This is a genomic window from Candidatus Eisenbacteria bacterium (assembly GCA_035577985.1).
Classification (GTDB): domain Bacteria; phylum Desulfobacterota; class Binatia; order DP-6; family DP-6; genus DATJZY01.
The window spans coordinates 1-16,822 of the sequence record DATJZY010000043.1; the positions used below are offsets into that span (position 1 = coordinate 1).

18 protein-coding genes are annotated in these 16,822 nt (G+C 68.7%); 9 read left to right on the forward strand and 9 right to left on the reverse strand.

All coding sequences use genetic code 11. The features are described 5' to 3' along the window. From VMS22_07140 to VMS22_07165, 6 genes are all read left to right on the forward strand, one after another. Window positions 1-237 (forward strand): DUF1993 family protein (locus tag VMS22_07140; GenBank protein ID HXJ33802.1); only part of this gene is annotated, 237 nt, incomplete at its 5' end. 23 nt (window positions 238-260) lie between these two features. Next, window positions 261-503 (forward strand): hypothetical protein, encoded by a 243-nt coding sequence (locus tag VMS22_07145; protein HXJ33803.1) that lies wholly within the window; start codon window positions 261-263, stop codon window positions 501-503. A 55-nt stretch (window positions 504-558) separates the two neighbouring features. Continuing rightward, on the forward strand, window positions 559-1,773 hold the full coding sequence (locus VMS22_07150; GenBank protein HXJ33804.1) for a cytochrome P450: 1,215 nt from the start codon (window positions 559-561) through the stop codon (window positions 1,771-1,773). Then, a complete protein-coding gene (locus VMS22_07155) occupies window positions 1,770-2,948 on the forward strand; it encodes a lipid-transfer protein (protein HXJ33805.1) in 1,179 nt (392 codons plus the stop codon). The genes VMS22_07150 and VMS22_07155 overlap by 4 nt, the downstream gene beginning before the upstream one ends. A 6-nt stretch (window positions 2,949-2,954) precedes the next feature. Continuing rightward, on the forward strand, window positions 2,955-3,389 hold the full coding sequence (locus VMS22_07160; GenBank protein ID HXJ33806.1) for an OB-fold domain-containing protein: 435 nt from the start codon (window positions 2,955-2,957) through the stop codon (window positions 3,387-3,389). 124 nt (window positions 3,390-3,513) lie between these two features. Next, window positions 3,514-3,786, forward strand: a complete 273-nt coding sequence (locus VMS22_07165; GenBank protein ID HXJ33807.1) for a hypothetical protein — start codon at window positions 3,514-3,516, stop codon at window positions 3,784-3,786. Between the two features lie 3 nt (window positions 3,787-3,789). On the opposite strand, the gene VMS22_07170 is transcribed toward VMS22_07165, so the two are convergent. The 9 genes from VMS22_07170 to VMS22_07210 all read right to left on the reverse strand — a co-directional run bounded on the left by VMS22_07170 (window position 3,790) and on the right by VMS22_07210 (window position 14,337). Continuing rightward, a complete protein-coding gene (locus VMS22_07170; GenBank protein HXJ33808.1) occupies window positions 3,790-4,974 on the reverse strand; it encodes a lipid-transfer protein in 1,185 nt (394 codons plus the stop codon). A gap of 1,045 nt (window positions 4,975-6,019) precedes the next feature. Then, window positions 6,020-6,217, reverse strand: coding sequence for a hypothetical protein (locus VMS22_07175; protein ID HXJ33809.1), 198 nt, complete (start codon window positions 6,215-6,217; stop codon window positions 6,020-6,022). Window positions 6,218-6,471: 254 nt separating this feature from the next. Next, complete coding sequence (locus VMS22_07180; protein ID HXJ33810.1) at window positions 6,472-7,494, reverse strand: alcohol dehydrogenase catalytic domain-containing protein; 1,023 nt, start codon at window positions 7,492-7,494, stop codon at window positions 6,472-6,474. Window positions 7,495-7,574: 80 nt separating this feature from the next. Continuing rightward, window positions 7,575-8,456 carry a transcriptional regulator GcvA gene (gene gcvA / locus VMS22_07185; GenBank protein HXJ33811.1) on the reverse strand — a complete coding sequence of 294 codons (882 nt, stop codon included), beginning with the start codon at window positions 8,454-8,456 and terminating at the stop codon, window positions 7,575-7,577. Window positions 8,457-8,630: 174 nt separating this feature from the next. Next, a complete protein-coding gene (locus tag VMS22_07190) occupies window positions 8,631-10,268 on the reverse strand; it encodes a hypothetical protein (protein ID HXJ33812.1) in 1,638 nt (545 codons plus the stop codon). 616 nt (window positions 10,269-10,884) lie between these two features. Beyond that, the gene (locus tag VMS22_07195; GenBank protein HXJ33813.1) at window positions 10,885-11,820 is read right to left on the reverse strand and encodes a lysophospholipid acyltransferase family protein; all 936 of its coding nucleotides are present in this window, start codon (window positions 11,818-11,820) and stop codon (window positions 10,885-10,887) included. Beyond that, window positions 11,821-12,141: a hypothetical protein gene (locus VMS22_07200; GenBank protein HXJ33814.1), complete on the reverse strand. Its 321-nt coding sequence runs from the start codon at window positions 12,139-12,141 to the stop codon at window positions 11,821-11,823. A 23-nt stretch (window positions 12,142-12,164) separates the two neighbouring features. Continuing rightward, window positions 12,165-13,268 carry an acyl-CoA desaturase gene (locus tag VMS22_07205; protein HXJ33815.1) on the reverse strand — a complete coding sequence of 368 codons (1,104 nt, stop codon included), beginning with the start codon at window positions 13,266-13,268 and terminating at the stop codon, window positions 12,165-12,167. 10 nt (window positions 13,269-13,278) lie between these two features. Beyond that, window positions 13,279-14,337, reverse strand: coding sequence for a ferredoxin reductase (locus tag VMS22_07210; GenBank protein ID HXJ33816.1), 1,059 nt, complete (start codon window positions 14,335-14,337; stop codon window positions 13,279-13,281). A gap of 167 nt (window positions 14,338-14,504) precedes the next feature. On the opposite strand from VMS22_07210, the gene fabR reads away from it, so the two are divergent. The 3 genes from fabR to VMS22_07225 all read left to right on the forward strand — a co-directional run bounded on the left by fabR (window position 14,505) and on the right by VMS22_07225 (window position 16,769). Next, a complete protein-coding gene (gene fabR, locus VMS22_07215) occupies window positions 14,505-15,128 on the forward strand; it encodes an HTH-type transcriptional repressor FabR (GenBank protein ID HXJ33817.1) in 624 nt (207 codons plus the stop codon). Window positions 15,129-15,315: 187 nt separating this feature from the next. Continuing rightward, window positions 15,316-16,020, forward strand: coding sequence for a nitroreductase family protein (locus VMS22_07220; protein HXJ33818.1), 705 nt, complete (start codon window positions 15,316-15,318; stop codon window positions 16,018-16,020). Between the two features lie 116 nt (window positions 16,021-16,136). Then, a complete protein-coding gene (locus tag VMS22_07225) occupies window positions 16,137-16,769 on the forward strand; it encodes a cytidylate kinase-like family protein (GenBank protein ID HXJ33819.1) in 633 nt (210 codons plus the stop codon). Window positions 16,770-16,822 lie beyond the last annotated feature (53 nt).

Sequence of the window (16,822 nt, forward strand, 5' to 3'; positions counted from 1 at the left end):
GAGGCGCGGGAGGCGTTGCAGAAGGTGACGCCCGGGGAGGTGAACGCGCTCCAAGGCAAGGACGTTGTCTTCCAGCTCCGCGACTTCAAGCTGCCGTTCACGGCCGAGGGATTCCTCTTGTCGTTCTCGCTGCCCAACTTCTACTTCCACGCCACGACGGCGTACGACATCCTGCGTATGAAGGGCGTCCCGATCGGTAAGCGCGATTACATGGGACCGATGCGGCTGAAGAGCTGACCCGGTCACGAAGGAGCGCTCGCATGAATCCGAACAAGGCACTCTGGGAGAAGGGCGACTACCCGGACCCGCCCGCCGAGCTCGTGGCGGCGTTCCGCACGTACTGCGGCCCGACGATGAACGCGTTCGAGGCCGCGGAGAAGAACGGTCGCGCGGCCGATCTACAGAAGGAGCTGGTCGCGCTCTTCGAGCACCAGAACCAGAGCCCCACGCCTGGGACCACGTCCATTCCCGCAACGTTCCTGCGCATCACGGTCAGGCGCTGAACACGCGGGCACGGCGGATTGCCGTGGGCGCCACGAATCTCTTAAGAGACGATCGATGGCGATCCCCGAGATGACCCCTTCGGCGCCGGCGCTGGACGACCCCGACTTCTACCTCGCCGATCCGCACGCGGCGTTCCGCTGGATGCGCCGGCATGCTCCCGTGTATCGGTGCGAGCGCGCGCGGCTCTGGGCGATCTCCAAGCATGCCGACATCATGCAGGTCTCGCGCGACCCGGAGACCTTCTGCTCCGCGCGAGGCATCCTGATCCACGATGATCTGCGCGGCGAGACGCCGATGCAGACGCCGCCGTCGATCATCCACATGGATCCGCCGCAGCACAATCGCTATCGCAAGCTCGTGAGCCGCGCGTTCACGCCGGGGATGGTGGCAGGTCTCGAGGGGCGCATCCGGGCGATCGCCCGAGAGAGCCTCGACGCCATCCGATCCGGCGAGACGCACGATTTCGTCGAGGCGGTCGCCGTCCCGCTGCCGATGCTCGTCATCGCCGACATGCTCGGCGTCGCGGCCGAGGATCGGGATGCCTTCAAGCGGTGGTCCGACGCGATCATCGCCGCTGCGGATACCGGGGCGTCGCCCGAGTCGATGGAGCACGTGGGCGCGCTGTTCGCGTACTTCCACGGGAGGCTCGGCGAACGCCGCGACCGGCCGCAGAACGACCTCCTCTCGGCGCTCGCGGCCGCGGAGATGGACGGCGACCGGCTCGCGGACCAGGAGGTCCTCATGTTCTGCATGACGCTGCTCGTCGCGGGGAACGAGACGACGCGCAACCTCATCTCCGGCGGCGCGAAGGCCCTGATGGACTTCCCGGACGAACGCCGTGCCCTCGTGGCGCACCCGGATCGCCTGCCGGGCGCCGTCGAGGAGATGCTGCGCTGGGTGACGCCGATCCGCAGCTTCGCGCGCACCGCGACCCGCGACACCGAGATCCGCGGTCAACGGATCGCAGCCGGCGACTACGCGCTCCTCCTGTACGCATCGGGCAACCGCGACGAGGAGGTCTTCGGCCCCACTGCCGGCGTGTTCGACGTCGGCCGCCCCGCCGACGCGATGCACGTCGCCTTCGGGTTCGGCGAGCACTTCTGCCTGGGCGCGAGCCTCGCACGGCTCGAGGCGCGCGTGCTGTTCGAGGAGCTCCTCGACCGCTTCCCCGACTTCTCGCTCGCGGGCGACATCGTGCCGCTGCGTTCGACGCTCATGAACGGCCTCGTCCGCATGCCCGTCACCTTCGGCGGACGGACGCCGAAATGAACGCGATCGGCGACAAGGCGGCCATCGCCGGCATCGGGCAGACGCCGTTCTCCCGCAGTCTCGGTCGCTCCGAGTTCGACATGGCGATCGAAGCCATCTTCGCCGCCTGCGACGATGCGGGCATCTCCCCGCGCGCGATCGACGGCGTCGTGCGCTACGACATGGAGACGACGGACGAGGAGAATCTGCTGGCCGCCCTGGGGAACCCCCTGATCCGCTACCAGGCGAGCACGAGCTGGGGCGGCGGCGGCTCGGTCAGCGTGGTCGTCCACGCGGCGGTCGCGATCACGGCCGGCATGGCCGACACGGTGCTCGTCTTCCGCTCGCGAGCCCGCGGCAAGACGTCGGTCTTCGGCAAGGACGCGGTGCAGGGAGGGCGGTACTGGGAGCGACTGCCCGAGCGGCTCGCGGGCCTCAACCAGTGGCACGTGCCGCACGGCCTCGTCAGCGCGTTCCAGGAGATGGCGATGATCACGCGTCGCCACATGATCGACTACGGCACGACGGAGGATCACCTGGCGGAAGTGGCCGTCGCGCTGCGCGCGCATGCCGAGCGCAACCCCAGCGCCGTCATGCGCCGGCCGATGACCGTCGCGGACCACCACGCCTCGCGCTACGTCGCCGAGCCACTGCGCCTGCTCGACTGCAACATCGAGACCGACGGCGCGTGCGCCCTGATCGTCACCTCGGCCGAACGGGCTCGCGACCTGCGCCAGCGTCCCGCCGTCATCCACGCCGGGGCGCTCGCGGCCGGCTCCCATCACATCCGCCTGTCGACCTTGTTCGCCCGCAATCGCGACGAGGACAGCGCCGTTCGGGTGGGGCGCCAGCTGTGGGCGAACAGCGGCCTCGCCCCGCGCGACGTCGACGCGTTCTTCTGCTACGACTTCTTCACCTCGTTCGTGATCATGGCGCTCGAGGACTACGGCTTCTGCCCCCGCGGCGAGGGAGGGCCGTTCGTGACCGGCGGCGCGCTGCGATTCGACGGCGGCCGCCTGCCGACCAACACGAACGGCGGGCAGCTCTCCGAAGCGTTCATCCACGGCGTCAACAACAACCTCGAAGCGGTGCGCCAGATCCGCGGCACCTCGACGTCGCAGGTGGCCGATTGCGAGCTGGTGCTGCTCGCCGGCGCAAACACCGACCCCACGGGGGCGGTCCTCCTCCGGAGATGAGCGGGAATGGCCGACCTGCGTAGCCAGGTGATCACGCGCGGCCGTCCACTGCCGGAGCTCACGCTCGACAATCACGAGTTCCACGAGGCGGCGCGCCGCGGCGAGCTGCGCTTCCAGCGCTGCACCGACTGCCACGCGTGGCGGCACTACCCCCGACCGTCGTGCCCGCAATGCCTGTCGCGCCGCTTCGCCTGGGAGCGCGCGAGCGGCCGCGGGCGCATCTACACCTGGACGATCGTGCACGGGCCGACGCTGCCCGCGTTCGAAGGCGATACCCCGTACAACGTCGTCGACGTGCTCCTGGACGAGGGCATCCACTTCCAGAGCCAGCTGCTCGACTGCCCCCCCGAAGACATCCACGCGGATCTGCGCGTGGAAGCCACCTTCTTGCCGGTGAGCGACGACGTGACGCTCGTCAAGTTCCGCCGCTCGGCGGAGTAGACGTCGACCAGGGACGGGAACGGCGCGGCGACGGGACTCCGTCTGCCGCGCCCATCGACGCGCCGCGAGAGGCCAATCGGGCCTTGACCACCGGAGGGCTTTGGTCGAAATCGCAGGTGGAGCGATGAAGGCACAGGCCCTAGCCGTCGTTGCGTCCCTGCTGCTGGCCGGCGGCGCCGGGCTCGCGTCCGACACCGACCCGCTGTCCACGAAGCGCCCTGATCCGCTGACTCGCGGTCGACGGGAAGCGCTGCCGCACGTCAGCCGCCCGTCGGGTCACGACGACGCCAAGATGCACGAGGAGTCGAAGCAGATCGACGAGCTGCGCGCCGTCGGCCGCCACGAGGGCGGCCGCGGGGGACGAGGGGATGGGGACGGCGAGGGCGGCGACGAGTAGCGGCTAGGCAGCGTCTCGCCGGTAGAGGGTCACGACGGCGGCGCCGCCGAGACCGAGGTTGTGCTGGAGGGCGACCTTCGCGCCTTTCACCTGCCGCGGACCGGCCTCGCCCCGAAGCTGCCACGTGAGCTCGGCGCACTGCGCGAGCCCCGTCGCGCCGATCGGGTGTCCCTTCGATATGAGGCCGCCGCTCGGATTCACCACCCAGCGGCCGCCGTACGTCGTCGCGCCCGAGTCGATGAGCTCGGCCCCTTTGCCCGCCGGGCAGAGGCCGAGGCCCTCGTACGTGATGAGCTCGTTGGTCGAGAAGCAATCGTGGAGCTCGATCACGTCGACGTTCTCCGGGCCGAGGCCCGACTGCTCGTAGGCGCGCTCCGCCACCGCGCGCGTGAGATTCGACCCGACCATCGCGATGTCGCCGTCCGAGAACGTGCTCTGGAAATCGGTCGCCATGGCCTGTCCGACGATCTCGACGGCGCGGCCAGCGAGCCCGCGCTCGCGCACGAACCGCTCGCTCGCGACGACGGCCGCCGCCGCGCCGCTCGACGTCGGGCAGCTCTGGAGGAGGGTGAGGGGCGGGTAGAGCGGCGGCGACGCCATGACCTCGTCCAGGCTGAACTCCTTCCGGAACTGCGCGCGCGGGTTGTGGACCGAGTGCTTGTGGTTCTTCACGGCGATGCGTGCGAACGACTCGGGCCTGGTGCCGTAGCGCTCCATGTGCTCGCGGCCCGCGTTGCCGAACATCTGCGCCGTGATGAGCGCGTCGCTCGCCCCGTGGCGCGTCGCCATCGACGCGAGGTGCTTGTCGAGCGGGTAGGCGCGGTCGGTGTAGAAGTTCACCTTGCCCATCTTCTCGAAGCCGATGGCGAGCGCGCAGTCGGCCATCCCGGCGGCAACGGCGTTCCGCGCCACCATCAGCGCCGTCGAGCCGGTTGCGCAGGCGTTGTTGACGTTCACGACGGGGACGCCCGTGTGGCCGAGCTCGTAGACGGCCCGCTGGCCGGCCGTCGTGTCGCCGAAGCAGTACCCGGCGGCGACGTGCTGGACGTCGGCGTACGCGACGCCCGCATCGCCGAGCGCCTGCGTGCCCGCGTCGCGCACCATGTCGGGATAGTCCCATTCCGGCCGGGACGACGGTTTCACGAAGTCGGTCATGCCGACGCCAACGACGAAGACGCGCTCACCCATGGGGGGACGTTCTCACTCAATGCGTGCGGCGATCAAGGCCCAGGCGCGCCCAGCTCCGCGAAGGGCGCCGGCCTGGAGATGTTCGAGCGGCACGGCGGTCGACGCGGGCCGCCGGCGACGCTCACGCAACCGCGGCCGACGGCGCGGGCAGCGCGTTCGCCATGCAGCACCGCGGTTTGCGCCCGGAGGCACGAGCCAGTACAGTGAACCGTCACCTTGTTTGTGCGTCCGCTGCGGCATCCTCTCCACGAAGAGCCGCTCGCCCAGGCACCGCGACATTCACGTAGACGCGGTCCGGCTATCCGGCTGGAGCACGGCTCCAACATCAGAAGGGTGGCAGCGCATGCGATTGCGAGACATCTCGCCGGAACACCGTCGGTTGCTCGCGCAGCTGGCGAGCGGAATATCGGGTCGCCTCGAGGCCGACTTCGTCGACCTTCCCGGGGGGGACGATGCCAACGTCGGAGTGGCATTGCGCGAAGGAACGCGAAACGTCGTCATCGAGCTCCCCATCGCGCTGCTGGCGCATGCCGCGGAGGATCGCGTCGAGCGCGAGCGGCTCCGTACCCGGATGAAGGCACGTCGTGACCGCATGATGGTCAAGACACCACCGGCACCCCTGCCGCAGAACATCCCTCCGATGTTCAGCGCCGGACCCCCGCGAGGCGGGTTCCGCGGTGGCCGGCGTTGATCACCACACGTTTCCTCCGTGGGGCACGGCTACGATGCCGAGCGTACGCGTCCGATCGGAAGAGCCGGTGACTCGCATGATCGCCGCGAGCTGCGACAACATGAATCACCGCCGAGCGAACTCGCCCGTCGCCTATTGCCCGCAGTGTGGTCGGGTGGTGAACGACCGGATCGGTCAAGGACGCTGCGAAGAGGAGCGACACGCAGCGGCGCGGCGCCGGCAGAGCGAGTACTGCGTCGATTGCGGGGAGCATCTGATCGTACGGCGGTGAGCCGCGCCCGCGCCTGACCCGGTGGGGACCGGTCGCTCCACCATCTCGAACTGGTGGATCGCTCGCCTTCTTGTTGGCGCGGGTCAGCGCGCCAGCGACTGTGGCGGCTTCTTCGGCTCGCGTGGCCGCGAATTGTCCGCCATGAGGAACGTCGCGCGATCGACGGTGACGAGGGCCCCACAGCGCGGGCACTTGGGCGTCATCGTGCTGCCGGTCACACCTTCCAGGTACGACAACGCCGCATCGCAGTGCGGGCAGGGGCCGAATCGACCAGTTGCCATGTGTCCTCCAATTCCATCGTAGCCTCTGACAGGCGCCGACAGCACGGAGGCCATACCGTGGAGGCGGTGGGCTCGCTCTGCATCGCGAAGATCATCGCGGTCGCGGCTAAGCCAGATACCTACGGTATGGTGGCCGGCCTCCACTGTCAACGCGCTACCGTGGATGGTGCGGCGGCGTACGACCCTGCGACCGCCCATCGCGCTTCATCGCGGCGCCGGCGATCAGCCACCGACCAACGCTGCCGGCGACGACTTCATGACCGCCGCACCACGAGCTTGATCGCCGGCTCGAGGTACGCGACTGCCGCCTCCTCCCAGTCGACGACCCGCGTCGTCACTTCCTCGGGACGCAGGCGTCTCTGCTGAATCAGTGACATCACTTCCGGCAGGAGCGCCGCCGAGTGGGCGCGTCCGACGAAGAACCGGATCCCCAACGTGTAGAGCCGCCCGAGCGGCATCGCCATGTCGCCACCGACATAGAAGCTGACGCTCTGGAGCGTGCCCTCCGGCGCCGTCGCGCGAATCGCATAGCGCAGGCCGGACGGCGTGAGCCCCGCGTCGACCACGATCGGGTAGCGGCGCTCGGGTTTCTCGAAGTCGGTACGGATGGGATGGGCACCCAGGCGCTCGGCCGACGCGAGCACTTCCGCATCGTCGCTCGCATAGTCGACGCGAGCCGCGCCGAGCGCGACGGCGGTCTGCGCGGCGTAGAGCGGCACGCTCTTCAGTCCGTGGCTGACGATCAGCACGTCGGCCCCGGGGAAGTCGGCCAGGTGCGGGGCGACGGCGCGATAGCCGTCGAGCACGTTGTCGGACACGCTGCCGAGCGCCACCGAGTCGAGGCCGGCCGGAACCGGCGCGAGCATCGCCTCCGCGTGGGGGACGCGGGCGACGTCGGCGAGCATGCCGCCGTACTCGACGCCCGAGAGCGGCTGCATGCCGTAGTCGGAGAGCACCGGGTATCTGTCGCAGTTCGCGGTGTGGCCCGCGCCACAGGATCGACAGGCGCCACACGAGACCTGGAACGCCACCACCACGCGCTGACCGACCGCGAGCCCACGGACCGCGTCCCCCAGCGCCACGATCTCCGCGACGCATTCGTGGCCGAGCGCAAACGGTCCACGCGGGGGAAACAAGCCTGCGGTGAGGAAAGGATCGATGTCGCAGCGTGCGACGGCCAGCGGGCGAACCAGGGCCTCCCCATCCCCCTCGAGCCGGGGCTCGGGGACTTCTCGCCATTCGACGGTGCCGGGAGCGATGCAAGTGAGTTGTCTCATGTGGGAGATCTTCCGGCGCCCGAGTCCCGACACAAACGATTTCCTTGCACGCGCGGTTGCGTGCGGCGCATCCGATCCGGCTACGCGAGCGCCTCGACCAGCCAGTCGCGGAACGCGGTGATGCGCGGGTCGTCGAGGCCCTCGGGTCGGCACACCAAGTGGTAGGTCGTGGGCGACGACGCGCGAAGGTCGAACGGCACGCACAGACGTCCGGCCGCCAACCGTTGCTCGCACAGGAACTGGCTGGCGAGCGCAACCCCTCGGCCGGCCTCCGCGGCGCTGAGTGCGATCGAGAGGTGATCGTAGGTGATGGCGCGCGCCGGCTCGAGATCCGCCAGCCCGGCATACGTGAGCCACCCGCGCCACGCGTCGGGCGTCTGGCTCACATGGATGAGCGTGTGCGACCGGAGCCCCGCAGGCTCGCGCAGCGGTGGATCGCCGCGGAGCAGCGCCGGGCTGCAGACCGGGAAGTACGACATGTCGACGATCGGCTCGCTGTGGAGATCGCCCCACGGGCCGGTCCCGAAACGGATCGCGACGTCGACCGGGTCGCGCGTGAAGTCCGCGTAGCGGAGCGTCGCTTCCACCTGCAGCTCGATTCCTGGGCAGGCGCGCTCGAAGTCCGCCAGGTGGGGGATCAGCCAGCTCTCGGTGAACGATTCGAGCGCGCTCACGCGGAGCGGACCGGAGCGCGGGGCGGCGACCGCCTCCTGCCCACGGCGCAGCTCCGCCAATGCACGATTCACCGACACGAGGTAGCGTCGGCCCTCGTCAGTGATCTCCAGCCCCGGGTTGAGACGCCGGAACAGCACGATGCCGAGGTGCGCTTCCAGTGCCTGGATCTGCCGGCTCAGTGCCGACGGTGACAGGCCGAGGTCGGCCGCCGCGTCCTTGAAGCTCAGCGTCTCAGCCGCGCGGGAGAAGGCGCGGAGGAACGCGACCGGCGGTAGCTCTTCGCGCATTGCGACCGACCCGCCACAGCGGGTAGCGCGCGGCGCGACTCCGACGCAAGTCTGGCTGCGGCTCAGACGAGCGGCCCGCCTGACATGGAGCGGCGCCTCGAAGATTTGTGGCTGGCAAGCGCTCCAAGTGGCCGTAGATGGTCGCCCCGTCGACCTCGATGACGGCGGCGGATCCTACTGCCCGGCGTCGGGCTCGAGCGTCAGCTTCCAGGTCAACGTGTTCGTGATGACGATCGGGCTACCGCCGGGCCCGGGCGACTCCTGCCGGTCGACCTTCTGCCCTTCCGAGGTCGTCGGTATCGTGGGATCCGTGCGTCCCAGCGGGAGCTCGTGAGGGAATCGGTAGTAGTCCCAGCTCTCCCAGACGTGAAGGGATCCCCGAGAAGTTTCCTCGTATCCCAGGCACGTGACGCCGTGGCCCTCGGTGTCCTTGTACACGTCGCCATTCGGCGGGACGCTCTGGCCCCCGGCCCGAGAGACGAAAAATTTGCTCTGGTCCGGCGAGATGCCGATCACGATGGCCGACGGGAAGGTGCCATCGATCTGGTCCTGCTCGGTCCCCGTAACCGTGCAGTTGGGGAACTCTTGGACGTAGAGATTGTCGACCGATGCAGAGCCGGTCCAGGTGGTCTCGAACACCCGGGACAGGCAGTCGACGCAGGGAGGGTCTCCGATGACGTGCGGCATGATCTGCCATGTCTGCGTCCTGCGCAGCCGGGTGCGCCACGTGACGTGCGCGCCGGCCTCGTAGTAGTCGGCATCCACGTCGTACGCCCACTCCTGTGTGACGGTCCCGCTCCACAGACCCGAGCAGCGCCGCACCTTGGATGGGTCGAACACCTCGGGATCGCCGCCCAGGAGCTGGGCCTGTCGTGCCATCTGCACCACCTTCTGGACCTGGTAGGTATTGCCGTAGTCCAGGCACGTCCCGGTCGCCTCCGCCCAGCAATTCGAAACCGATCCGACCAGGGCGTTACCGACCGTCTGGTTCTCGCCCTGGAATCCCTCCTCGTTGAGCAGAATCTGGTTCGTCCGCGACCACGCGAGCACCTTCGGAATTCGGCTCGTGGCGTAGTCGCAGTCCTGCTGCATGCGCGGCAGATCGGGGGCGATGAAGAGGTCGTAGTAGGCGTGGAGCAGCTCCGCGAGCCGCGTGGCGTAGAACGGATCGTGCGGGTCGAGCGACGCGATCAGCTGCTCGAGCTGGGACTCCGTGATGGCCTGCGGCGGCGGATCGATCGGGGGAGGACAGAGCTCGACGCAGATGTTGGCTCCCGCGCCAGAGAAGTGGATCACGTGGAGGAGGATGCGCCCCCCATCCAGCGCAGCCGGATAGCGGTGGAGGTCGTCGCCGTCACCTTCGTAGGTGAAGCCCGCGATGTTGGCGGAGGGGCTGAGCTGCGGGGGGGCGATGCTCAGGTCCGCGAATTCGTATAGCCGCAGCCCCGACGGCTGCAGGTCGACCCCGAGCAGGGATGCACTGGGCAGATCCCCGCCCGAGATGGAGACGATCGGCGTCATGGTGATCGGGGTCTCGGCGAGCAGGGCGCCCGAAGGGATCGTGAGCGTGTAGACGGTGCCGTCCGCTCCCGTGGCCGTCAGGGTTCCGCCCCCGGGTGGAAACGTCTTGGTCGCGGCCCGGGCTTCGTCGACGCTGATGACCACTGCGGCCCCCCCTGCGAGGGTCGTCGTGGTGGTGCTGCTCGTCGTGGTCGCAGTCGCCTCGCACGCGACGTCCGCGAACCGTTGCGTACACTTGTCGAGGCGGCGCAGGAGTCGCTGGCACCGCCCCGGCTTCGAGGTCGTCCCCATGCAGTGGCGCGCGAGGCGTTTGCAGGTACGGTGACACGATTGGCGGGTCGCCGCCTGGGATTCGGAGGCTGAGAGGGCCAGCGCCAGAATCAACGGCATCGCGGCTGCGACCCGGCCGCGTGCAACCCGTTCCAATGCCGTCCGTCTCTCGCGTATCGTCGTTTCCGTCGGAGTGGATTCAAAGTGTGGGTGATCGACTGTCGCTGGCGGCTCGATCCGCCTCGCCCGGTATCGGGGTACTTCGCTGCTCGTCATGGAGATCGCCCCCCTGAAAAGGAGGGCGTGAAGGGGGATCTTACGGTGTGAAACGTCGCCGGATTGGTGCAGCGCCGGCCGCTCGGCACGCCGATCTGGACAGCTATCGACGTGTCACGTCATCGCTGACGGAGGCGGCTCGACGCGTTCGCGCACCGGCACCAGAGCCGGCACCGACTGGCGTACACCGCCCCAGCAACCCGATGATGCCGTTACGACTGCGCGGCGCGTCTGGGGGAAAAAAGAGCGGGCGACCGGGGTCGAACCGGCGGCGTCCAGCTTGGGAAGCCTTCTCGGCCCTTGCGGGGAAATGGCTGCATCGTCCCCCACGATCCCGCCCCGATCACGGTGACGTTCGGCGTCACGGGTGCGATTCCTCTTCCGCGCCACGAGGTGAGGATCCGGAGCACGACGGCGATGCACCCGACGTGGTCCGGGCAGCCATGGCGCGCACCCCGAGCGCGTGGCCGGTGAAAGAGCCCAGGTCGCGTCGATCGGCGACTCCGCCGTCTTCCGGACGCAGAGCCTGGAGCAAGGCCGTGCGTACCCGCTCCTTGAGCCGATGGCGATCCTCGTACGTGAGCCCGGCGGTCGCGATGGGGTCGAGTATCTCGACCACCACACGCCCACCGGGGATGGAGAGGTATCCGTGGGCCGGCATCACCTGCGCCGCGTTGTGGACGGCGACGGGAACGACAGGGATCTGCTGCTCGATGGCGAACACGAAGGCGCCCGCCTTGAACGGGAGCATCTGTCCGGCGGGGGCACGGGTGCCCTCGGGAAAGATCACCACCGACACCGACCTCCCGAGCTTTGCGGCGGCCTCGTCGAGCGTCCGTTTCGCGAGTGCCGGGTTGTCGCGGTCGATCGGGATCATGCCGAGCGCCCGCATCGCCGCTCCGAGCACCGGCTCGTCGAACAGCTCCCGCTTGGCGGCGTAGCGTGCCGTCGGAAGCGCCGCCATGAGCGCCGTGATGTCGGCGTGGCTCCGGTGATCGGGCGTGAAGACGTAGGCCTGCGTCGCATCGAGCTTGTCGAGACCGGTCACTTCGACCCGGACGCCGATGAGCCGGTTCGTGAGCCTGGCCGACGCGGAGAAGATCCGCAGGCCAAGCCCCCGGTTCGGGCGGACCCGCTCGACCCAGACGATCAACGAGCTCGCGGTGAAGATGTGGGCGCGCCAGATGAGCCGGTTGAGCGGGATACGCCACCCCCGGTAGCGTGCCTCCCCCGCCGCGTGCGGGTCGTCCCCCGTGGTGAACGGGTTCTTCACGAGACCTGCCGACTCTCGTTCCATCTACTTCGGGCGTCTCCTGTCCGTCTCGCTCAGCTGCTTCTGGACGTCGACCTGCTCTTCGATTGCCTCGAACACCGAGGAGGCGAGCTCACCGACCTCGCGGTTGATGCGCCGGATCGCGTCGTAGACGACGCCGATCGTGGCTTCGTTTGCCTGCTTGCGCTCGTCGGCGTCCTCGGTCCGCAGCAAGCCGCGCTTCGCGAGCGCATCGAGCGGCATGCCGGCGATGACCTTGTGTATCTGCTCCACGGTGGTCGCCCCTTTGTCGACGGCCTCCTGGATCAGGTCCTTGATGGCTTCGATGCGGGAGAGAATCGGCATGGTGGCACTCCTCCTCTGGGGGGCTAGGCGGCACAGGCGTGGGTTGCTCTCGAGTGCGTCGTGGGCAGGCTGTAGCGGAAGATCCGCCGGATCACGCTCGCGAACTGCCGGGTGAACGGCCCGGTGTTGTAGTGCTGCCCGTAGCGGGCGCAGATCTCACGGACCTTCTCGGCCATGTCGGCGTATCGCACGGCCGGCACGTCGGGAAAGAGGTGGTGTTCGATCTGGAGACTCAAGTTGCCGGACAAGAAATGGAATGCCGGTCCCCCGTCCAGGTTGCTCGAGCCCTTGAGCTGGCGGAGGTACCACTGGCCCCTGGTCTCACCCGCGAGCACCGCCTCGTCGAACGTCTCGACGTCGGCGGTGAAGTGTCCGCAGAAGATGATCGCGAAGGCCCACACGTTCCGCACCAGGTTCGCGGTCAGGTTGCCCAATAGCACGGGCGGTGCGGCGGGACCTGCGATCGCCGGGAAGAAGACGTAGTCTTTCAGCAACTGCCGCGCGCCCTTCTTCACGATCGCTCCGAGCTCCTGCCGGAGGCGGTGCCACGGCTTCTCGCCTCTCAGCGCCTGGTCGAATTCCAGATCGTGAAGCGCGACGCCCCACTGGAACAAGAGCGCCAACGCCGCCGCGGCGAGCGGCTGCAACACGTGCGCAGGCTGCCACGGGTGCGCGTCGGTGAGCCGCAGAATTCCGTAGCCCAGGTCGCGGTCCTTCCCTTCGACGTTGGTGTAGGTGTGGTGCATGTAGTTGTGCGAGTGGCGCCAGGCGTCGCCCGGGCATGCCGTGTCCCACTCGTAGCGCCGGCCGTCGAGCGCGGGATCGCGCATCCAGTCGTACTGGCCGTGCATGACGTTGTGGCCGAGCTCCATGTTCTCCACGATCTTCGAGAACGACAGCAGCGTCGTGCCCGCGAGCCAGGCCGGGGGCAGCCAGCCGAAGATCAGCAACCCACGACCCCCGATCTCGCCATAGCGCACGAAGGCTTGCACGCCGTGGACGTAGTCGGCCTCGCGCGCGCCGACGCTCGCCATGGTGTCGCGGCGCAGCGCATCGAGTTCGGCGCCGAAGGCGGCGACCTCGTCGGGGCTGAGTGGCCGGCTCCTGCACGTCGGGTTCGTAGTCATCGGCGACTCCTCACAGGTCGAGCGTCACGGGCCCGACGGGCTCCGTGACGCATAGGCGGATGTCGCGACCGGGGGCGTCGTCGACCGCGCCCGTCGACAGATCGCGGACGGGGCCCTCGACCTTGCGACAGCGGCAGGTTCGACAAATGCCCATGCGGCAGCCGTATGCAGGTCGCAGCCCGGCGCACTCAGCCGCCTCGAGCAGCGTCGAACCGCCGGCGACGGCCACTACGCCCGAGCGCGCATAGGTGACCGTGTGGGCCGTGCCCGCGACGGTCGGCGCCTTGCGGCCGAAGCGCTCGACCCGCAGCCAAGCCGACCGATCGGCCGCAGCGAACGTGGCGCCCACGGCTTCGAGCAGCGGTTCCGGCCCGCACGCGTACGCGAGCCGCTCGCTCCAGTCGGGGACGATCCGCGCGAGCGTCGTCGCGTCGCAGGGCGCATGCGACCGCCCGCCCGTCACGTAATCGATGCGTAGCGCCGGGCTCACGACCGCGAGCGCATCGAGCGCGGTGCGGAACACGAAGTCGCGGTCGCCGTGGGCGTAGTACAAGAGCGCCACGTCGGTGTTGCTTTCGCGCGCGAGGACATCGTGCACGAGGCCGTACAGCGGCGTGATGCCGATGCCCCCGGCGATCAGGAGCAGCTTTCCGGGTAGCACCTCGGGCAGGACGAAATCGCCCTGCGCCGGACCCAGCTCGACCACCGCGCCGACCCGCAGGCGATCGTGCAGGAAGCTCGAGACGATCCCGCCGGGTCGGCGTCTTATGGTGAGCTCCAGCGTCGTCGCCGACGGCGGGCCGGTCAGGGTATAGCACCGCTCGTGCACGACCCCGTCGATGCGGACGCGCAGCGGTACGAATTGTCCGGGACGAAAGCCCTGCCAGCGCGAGTTCGGCTGCAGGACGAAGGTCGACGTGTCGGGTGATTCGCGGCGCACCTCGAGGAGGCGCGCCTTCGTTGCGACGACACTCCAGAGCGGGTTCACGTGGGCGAGCACGAAGTCGACCCAATGGCGGTCGATCAGGTGCAGGGACGTCTCGTGTGTTTGGCTGTTCGGGCTGGCCACCGCGCGTCTCTTTGATGTACGGACGCCCGCATACTGCCGCTTGGAGTTTCTGTCAACGAGTGTACACTGAAATTTTTGGTTTTACACCGTGTGGTGTGATTAAGCCTATTGGTTCAAGTACTTCCAACGGAGTACGAGTGTAGCTCGAATCGGTCCCCCTGACCCCCATGAGCACTCGGGACGAACGGAAGCAGCAGACGCGGCGCAGCCTGCTGAACGCGGCGCTCGAGCTCAGCCTCGAGGGCAAGGGATTCTCCGGCGTCGGCCTGCGCGAGGTCGCCCGCGCCGCCGGCGTCGTACCCACCGCGTTCTACCGTCACTTTCGCGATCTGGACGAACTGGGGCTCGCACTGGTGGACGACGTATGTTTCCAGCTGCGACGGCTCATGCGCGAGGCGCGCGCGACCGCGCGTGCGCTGCCGGACGTCGCGATTCGCGATTCGGTGCGGGGGTATCTCGGGTACGTACGCACGCACGCGCGGGCGTTCGAATTCCTGCTACGCGAACGCAGCGGTGGGTCGCCCGTCCTGCGCGAGGCCATCGCCAAGGAGATCCGCTACTTCGTCCATGAGCTCACCACCGACCTGCGGCCGCTCGAACCCTTCGCGAAATTCAGCGCCTCGGACCTGGAGATGGTCGCGGACCTCGTGGTCACGACCGTCGTGAGTTTGTCCCTCGAGATACTGAGCCTGCCCCCGGGCCACTCGCGGCTCGAAGAAGACGCCGTCGCGCGCGGGGTCAAACAACTGCGTCTCATCTTTCTCGGTACGCGGGCTTGGCGGACCGACTAGCGCATCGTCGCCCGGCCCGGGAGATCAGTTCTCGCTGGACGCGAACGGGTCGATGCACCCTACGACAAGCCGCACCGTCGCGCACCCGATGGCAGGAGCCACCGCCTCGGGGCACACGGCCGGCCCTGTGTAGTAGACTTCGCGACGGCGGGCGGCGACATCTCGATCGACGCCGGGGGATCTGACGATGGACGACACGAAGGACGCCTGCGGATTCCCGCTGGCGATGCCGATCGAAGAGGCGATGCGGACGCAGCGCTCGATCCGCCGATTCAAGCCCGATCCGGTGGACGACGAGCTGCTCCTCCACTTGATCGAGCTCGCGACGAAGGCCCCGGCCGGTGGCGGACGCCGATACGCCGAGTTCATCATCGTGCGGGACCGGAACGTCAAAGCACAGCTGGCGCGCCTGAACCGGGTCGCGTGGTCGAGCTATGGCAACCTCTGGCGTTGGTTCGCGCGCCACGACGAAGAGACGCTCCGGGCGCTGAAGGCGGTCGACTATCTCGTCGACCACTACGAGGAGGTCCCCGCCATCATCGTCGCCTGCGTCCGGTGGAACACCTATGGACCGATCGTCAGCGGCCTGCGCCTCCCCTTCCCTCCCTTCATGGCGAGCATCTACTACGGCTCGATCTTCCCTGCCGTCCAGAACCTCCTGCTCGCCGCACGCGCTGCGGGCCTCGGCGCCTCTCTCACGGTCATGCCGTTGTGGAGCACCTTCCTCGCCCGGCGCGCGCTCGGCATGCCGCTCTGGTCGTCGCCCGTCGCGGTGATTCCGGTGGGCTGGCCACGGGGGCGGTACGGCCCGACGACACGACCACCGGTTTCGGAGTACGTCCACTACGACACCTACGGCAACCGATCCCGTCCCACCGTGGGGGATTCGTAGCGGAGCAACCAGCGGGGCCGGCTGTGCACCTCGGCCGCGAATGCGATAGGATCCCTCCCCTGCCGACCGATCGACTCATCCCCAGCGTCGCCCGCCGTCTGTCGGCATGGGCCGACGTGCAGGATCGTCTGCGCGAGCGTCCGCCGCGCGAGCCGAGGCCCACGCTCACGATCGCCCGCCAGTTCGGCTGCGAGGGGTATCCGTTGGCCGAGTGGCTGAAGGAGACCCTCGACGCCCGCACGGGCGCAGCCTGGACGATCTTCGACAAGGCGCTGATCGAACAGGTGAGCCGTGAGACCCACCTCTCGGAGCAGCTCTTCGCAAATCTCGGGGACGAGTCGCGCGTTCTCGACGCGCTGGCGTCGACCATTCCGGGCTGGCGAACACACGCGGAGCGCTTCGAGCTGCTCGCACGCCAGATCGTGCGCATCGCGCGGACGGGTAATGCCATCATCGTCGGGCGCGGCGCCGCGGTGCTCACGCAGGCGCTGCCGAACTGCTTCCACTTCCGGCTCGAGGCGACGTACGAGCATCGCGTGGCCTCGATTCAGGAGCGCCTTGGGCTCGACCGCCAGGCCGCCGATGCGCTCGTCCGCGAGAACGAGCAGCGGCGCGAGCGCTTTCTCGACGAGATGCTCCACTGCTCGATCGCCAACACCCGCTACTACCACGCGGTCTACGACACCACCCGGAGCCCGATCGAGCGCGTCGGCGCGAGCATCTGCGCGCTGCTTCCCTTCCTCGGGTAGCCCGCACCGGGCCGCAGCCGTCGAGCCGGTCAGCGGCGCCCATCGAGGTGATC

Coding starts and splice junctions, on each gene's coding strand:
- VMS22_07145 (HXJ33803.1), top strand. CDS start 261: ATGAATCCGAACAAGGCACTCTGGGAGAAGGGCGACTACCCGGACCCG.
- VMS22_07150 (HXJ33804.1), top strand. CDS start 559: ATGGCGATCCCCGAGATGACCCCTTCGGCGCCGGCGCTGGACGACCCC.
- VMS22_07155 (HXJ33805.1), top strand. CDS start 1,770: ATGAACGCGATCGGCGACAAGGCGGCCATCGCCGGCATCGGGCAGACG.
- VMS22_07160 (HXJ33806.1), top strand. CDS start 2,955: ATGGCCGACCTGCGTAGCCAGGTGATCACGCGCGGCCGTCCACTGCCG.
- VMS22_07165 (HXJ33807.1), top strand. CDS start 3,514: ATGAAGGCACAGGCCCTAGCCGTCGTTGCGTCCCTGCTGCTGGCCGGC.
- VMS22_07170 (HXJ33808.1), bottom strand. CDS start 4,974: ATGGGTGAGCGCGTCTTCGTCGTTGGCGTCGGCATGACCGACTTCGTG.
- VMS22_07175 (HXJ33809.1), bottom strand. CDS start 6,217: ATGGCAACTGGTCGATTCGGCCCCTGCCCGCACTGCGATGCGGCGTTG.
- VMS22_07180 (HXJ33810.1), bottom strand. CDS start 7,494: ATGAGACAACTCACTTGCATCGCTCCCGGCACCGTCGAATGGCGAGAA.
- gcvA (HXJ33811.1), bottom strand. CDS start 8,456: ATGCGCGAAGAGCTACCGCCGGTCGCGTTCCTCCGCGCCTTCTCCCGC.
- VMS22_07190 (HXJ33812.1), bottom strand. CDS start 10,268: ATGGGGACGACCTCGAAGCCGGGGCGGTGCCAGCGACTCCTGCGCCGC.
- VMS22_07195 (HXJ33813.1), bottom strand. CDS start 11,820: ATGGAACGAGAGTCGGCAGGTCTCGTGAAGAACCCGTTCACCACGGGG.
- VMS22_07200 (HXJ33814.1), bottom strand. CDS start 12,141: ATGCCGATTCTCTCCCGCATCGAAGCCATCAAGGACCTGATCCAGGAG.
- VMS22_07205 (HXJ33815.1), bottom strand. CDS start 13,268: ATGACTACGAACCCGACGTGCAGGAGCCGGCCACTCAGCCCCGACGAG.
- fabR (HXJ33817.1), top strand. CDS start 14,505: ATGAGCACTCGGGACGAACGGAAGCAGCAGACGCGGCGCAGCCTGCTG.
- VMS22_07220 (HXJ33818.1), top strand. CDS start 15,316: ATGGACGACACGAAGGACGCCTGCGGATTCCCGCTGGCGATGCCGATC.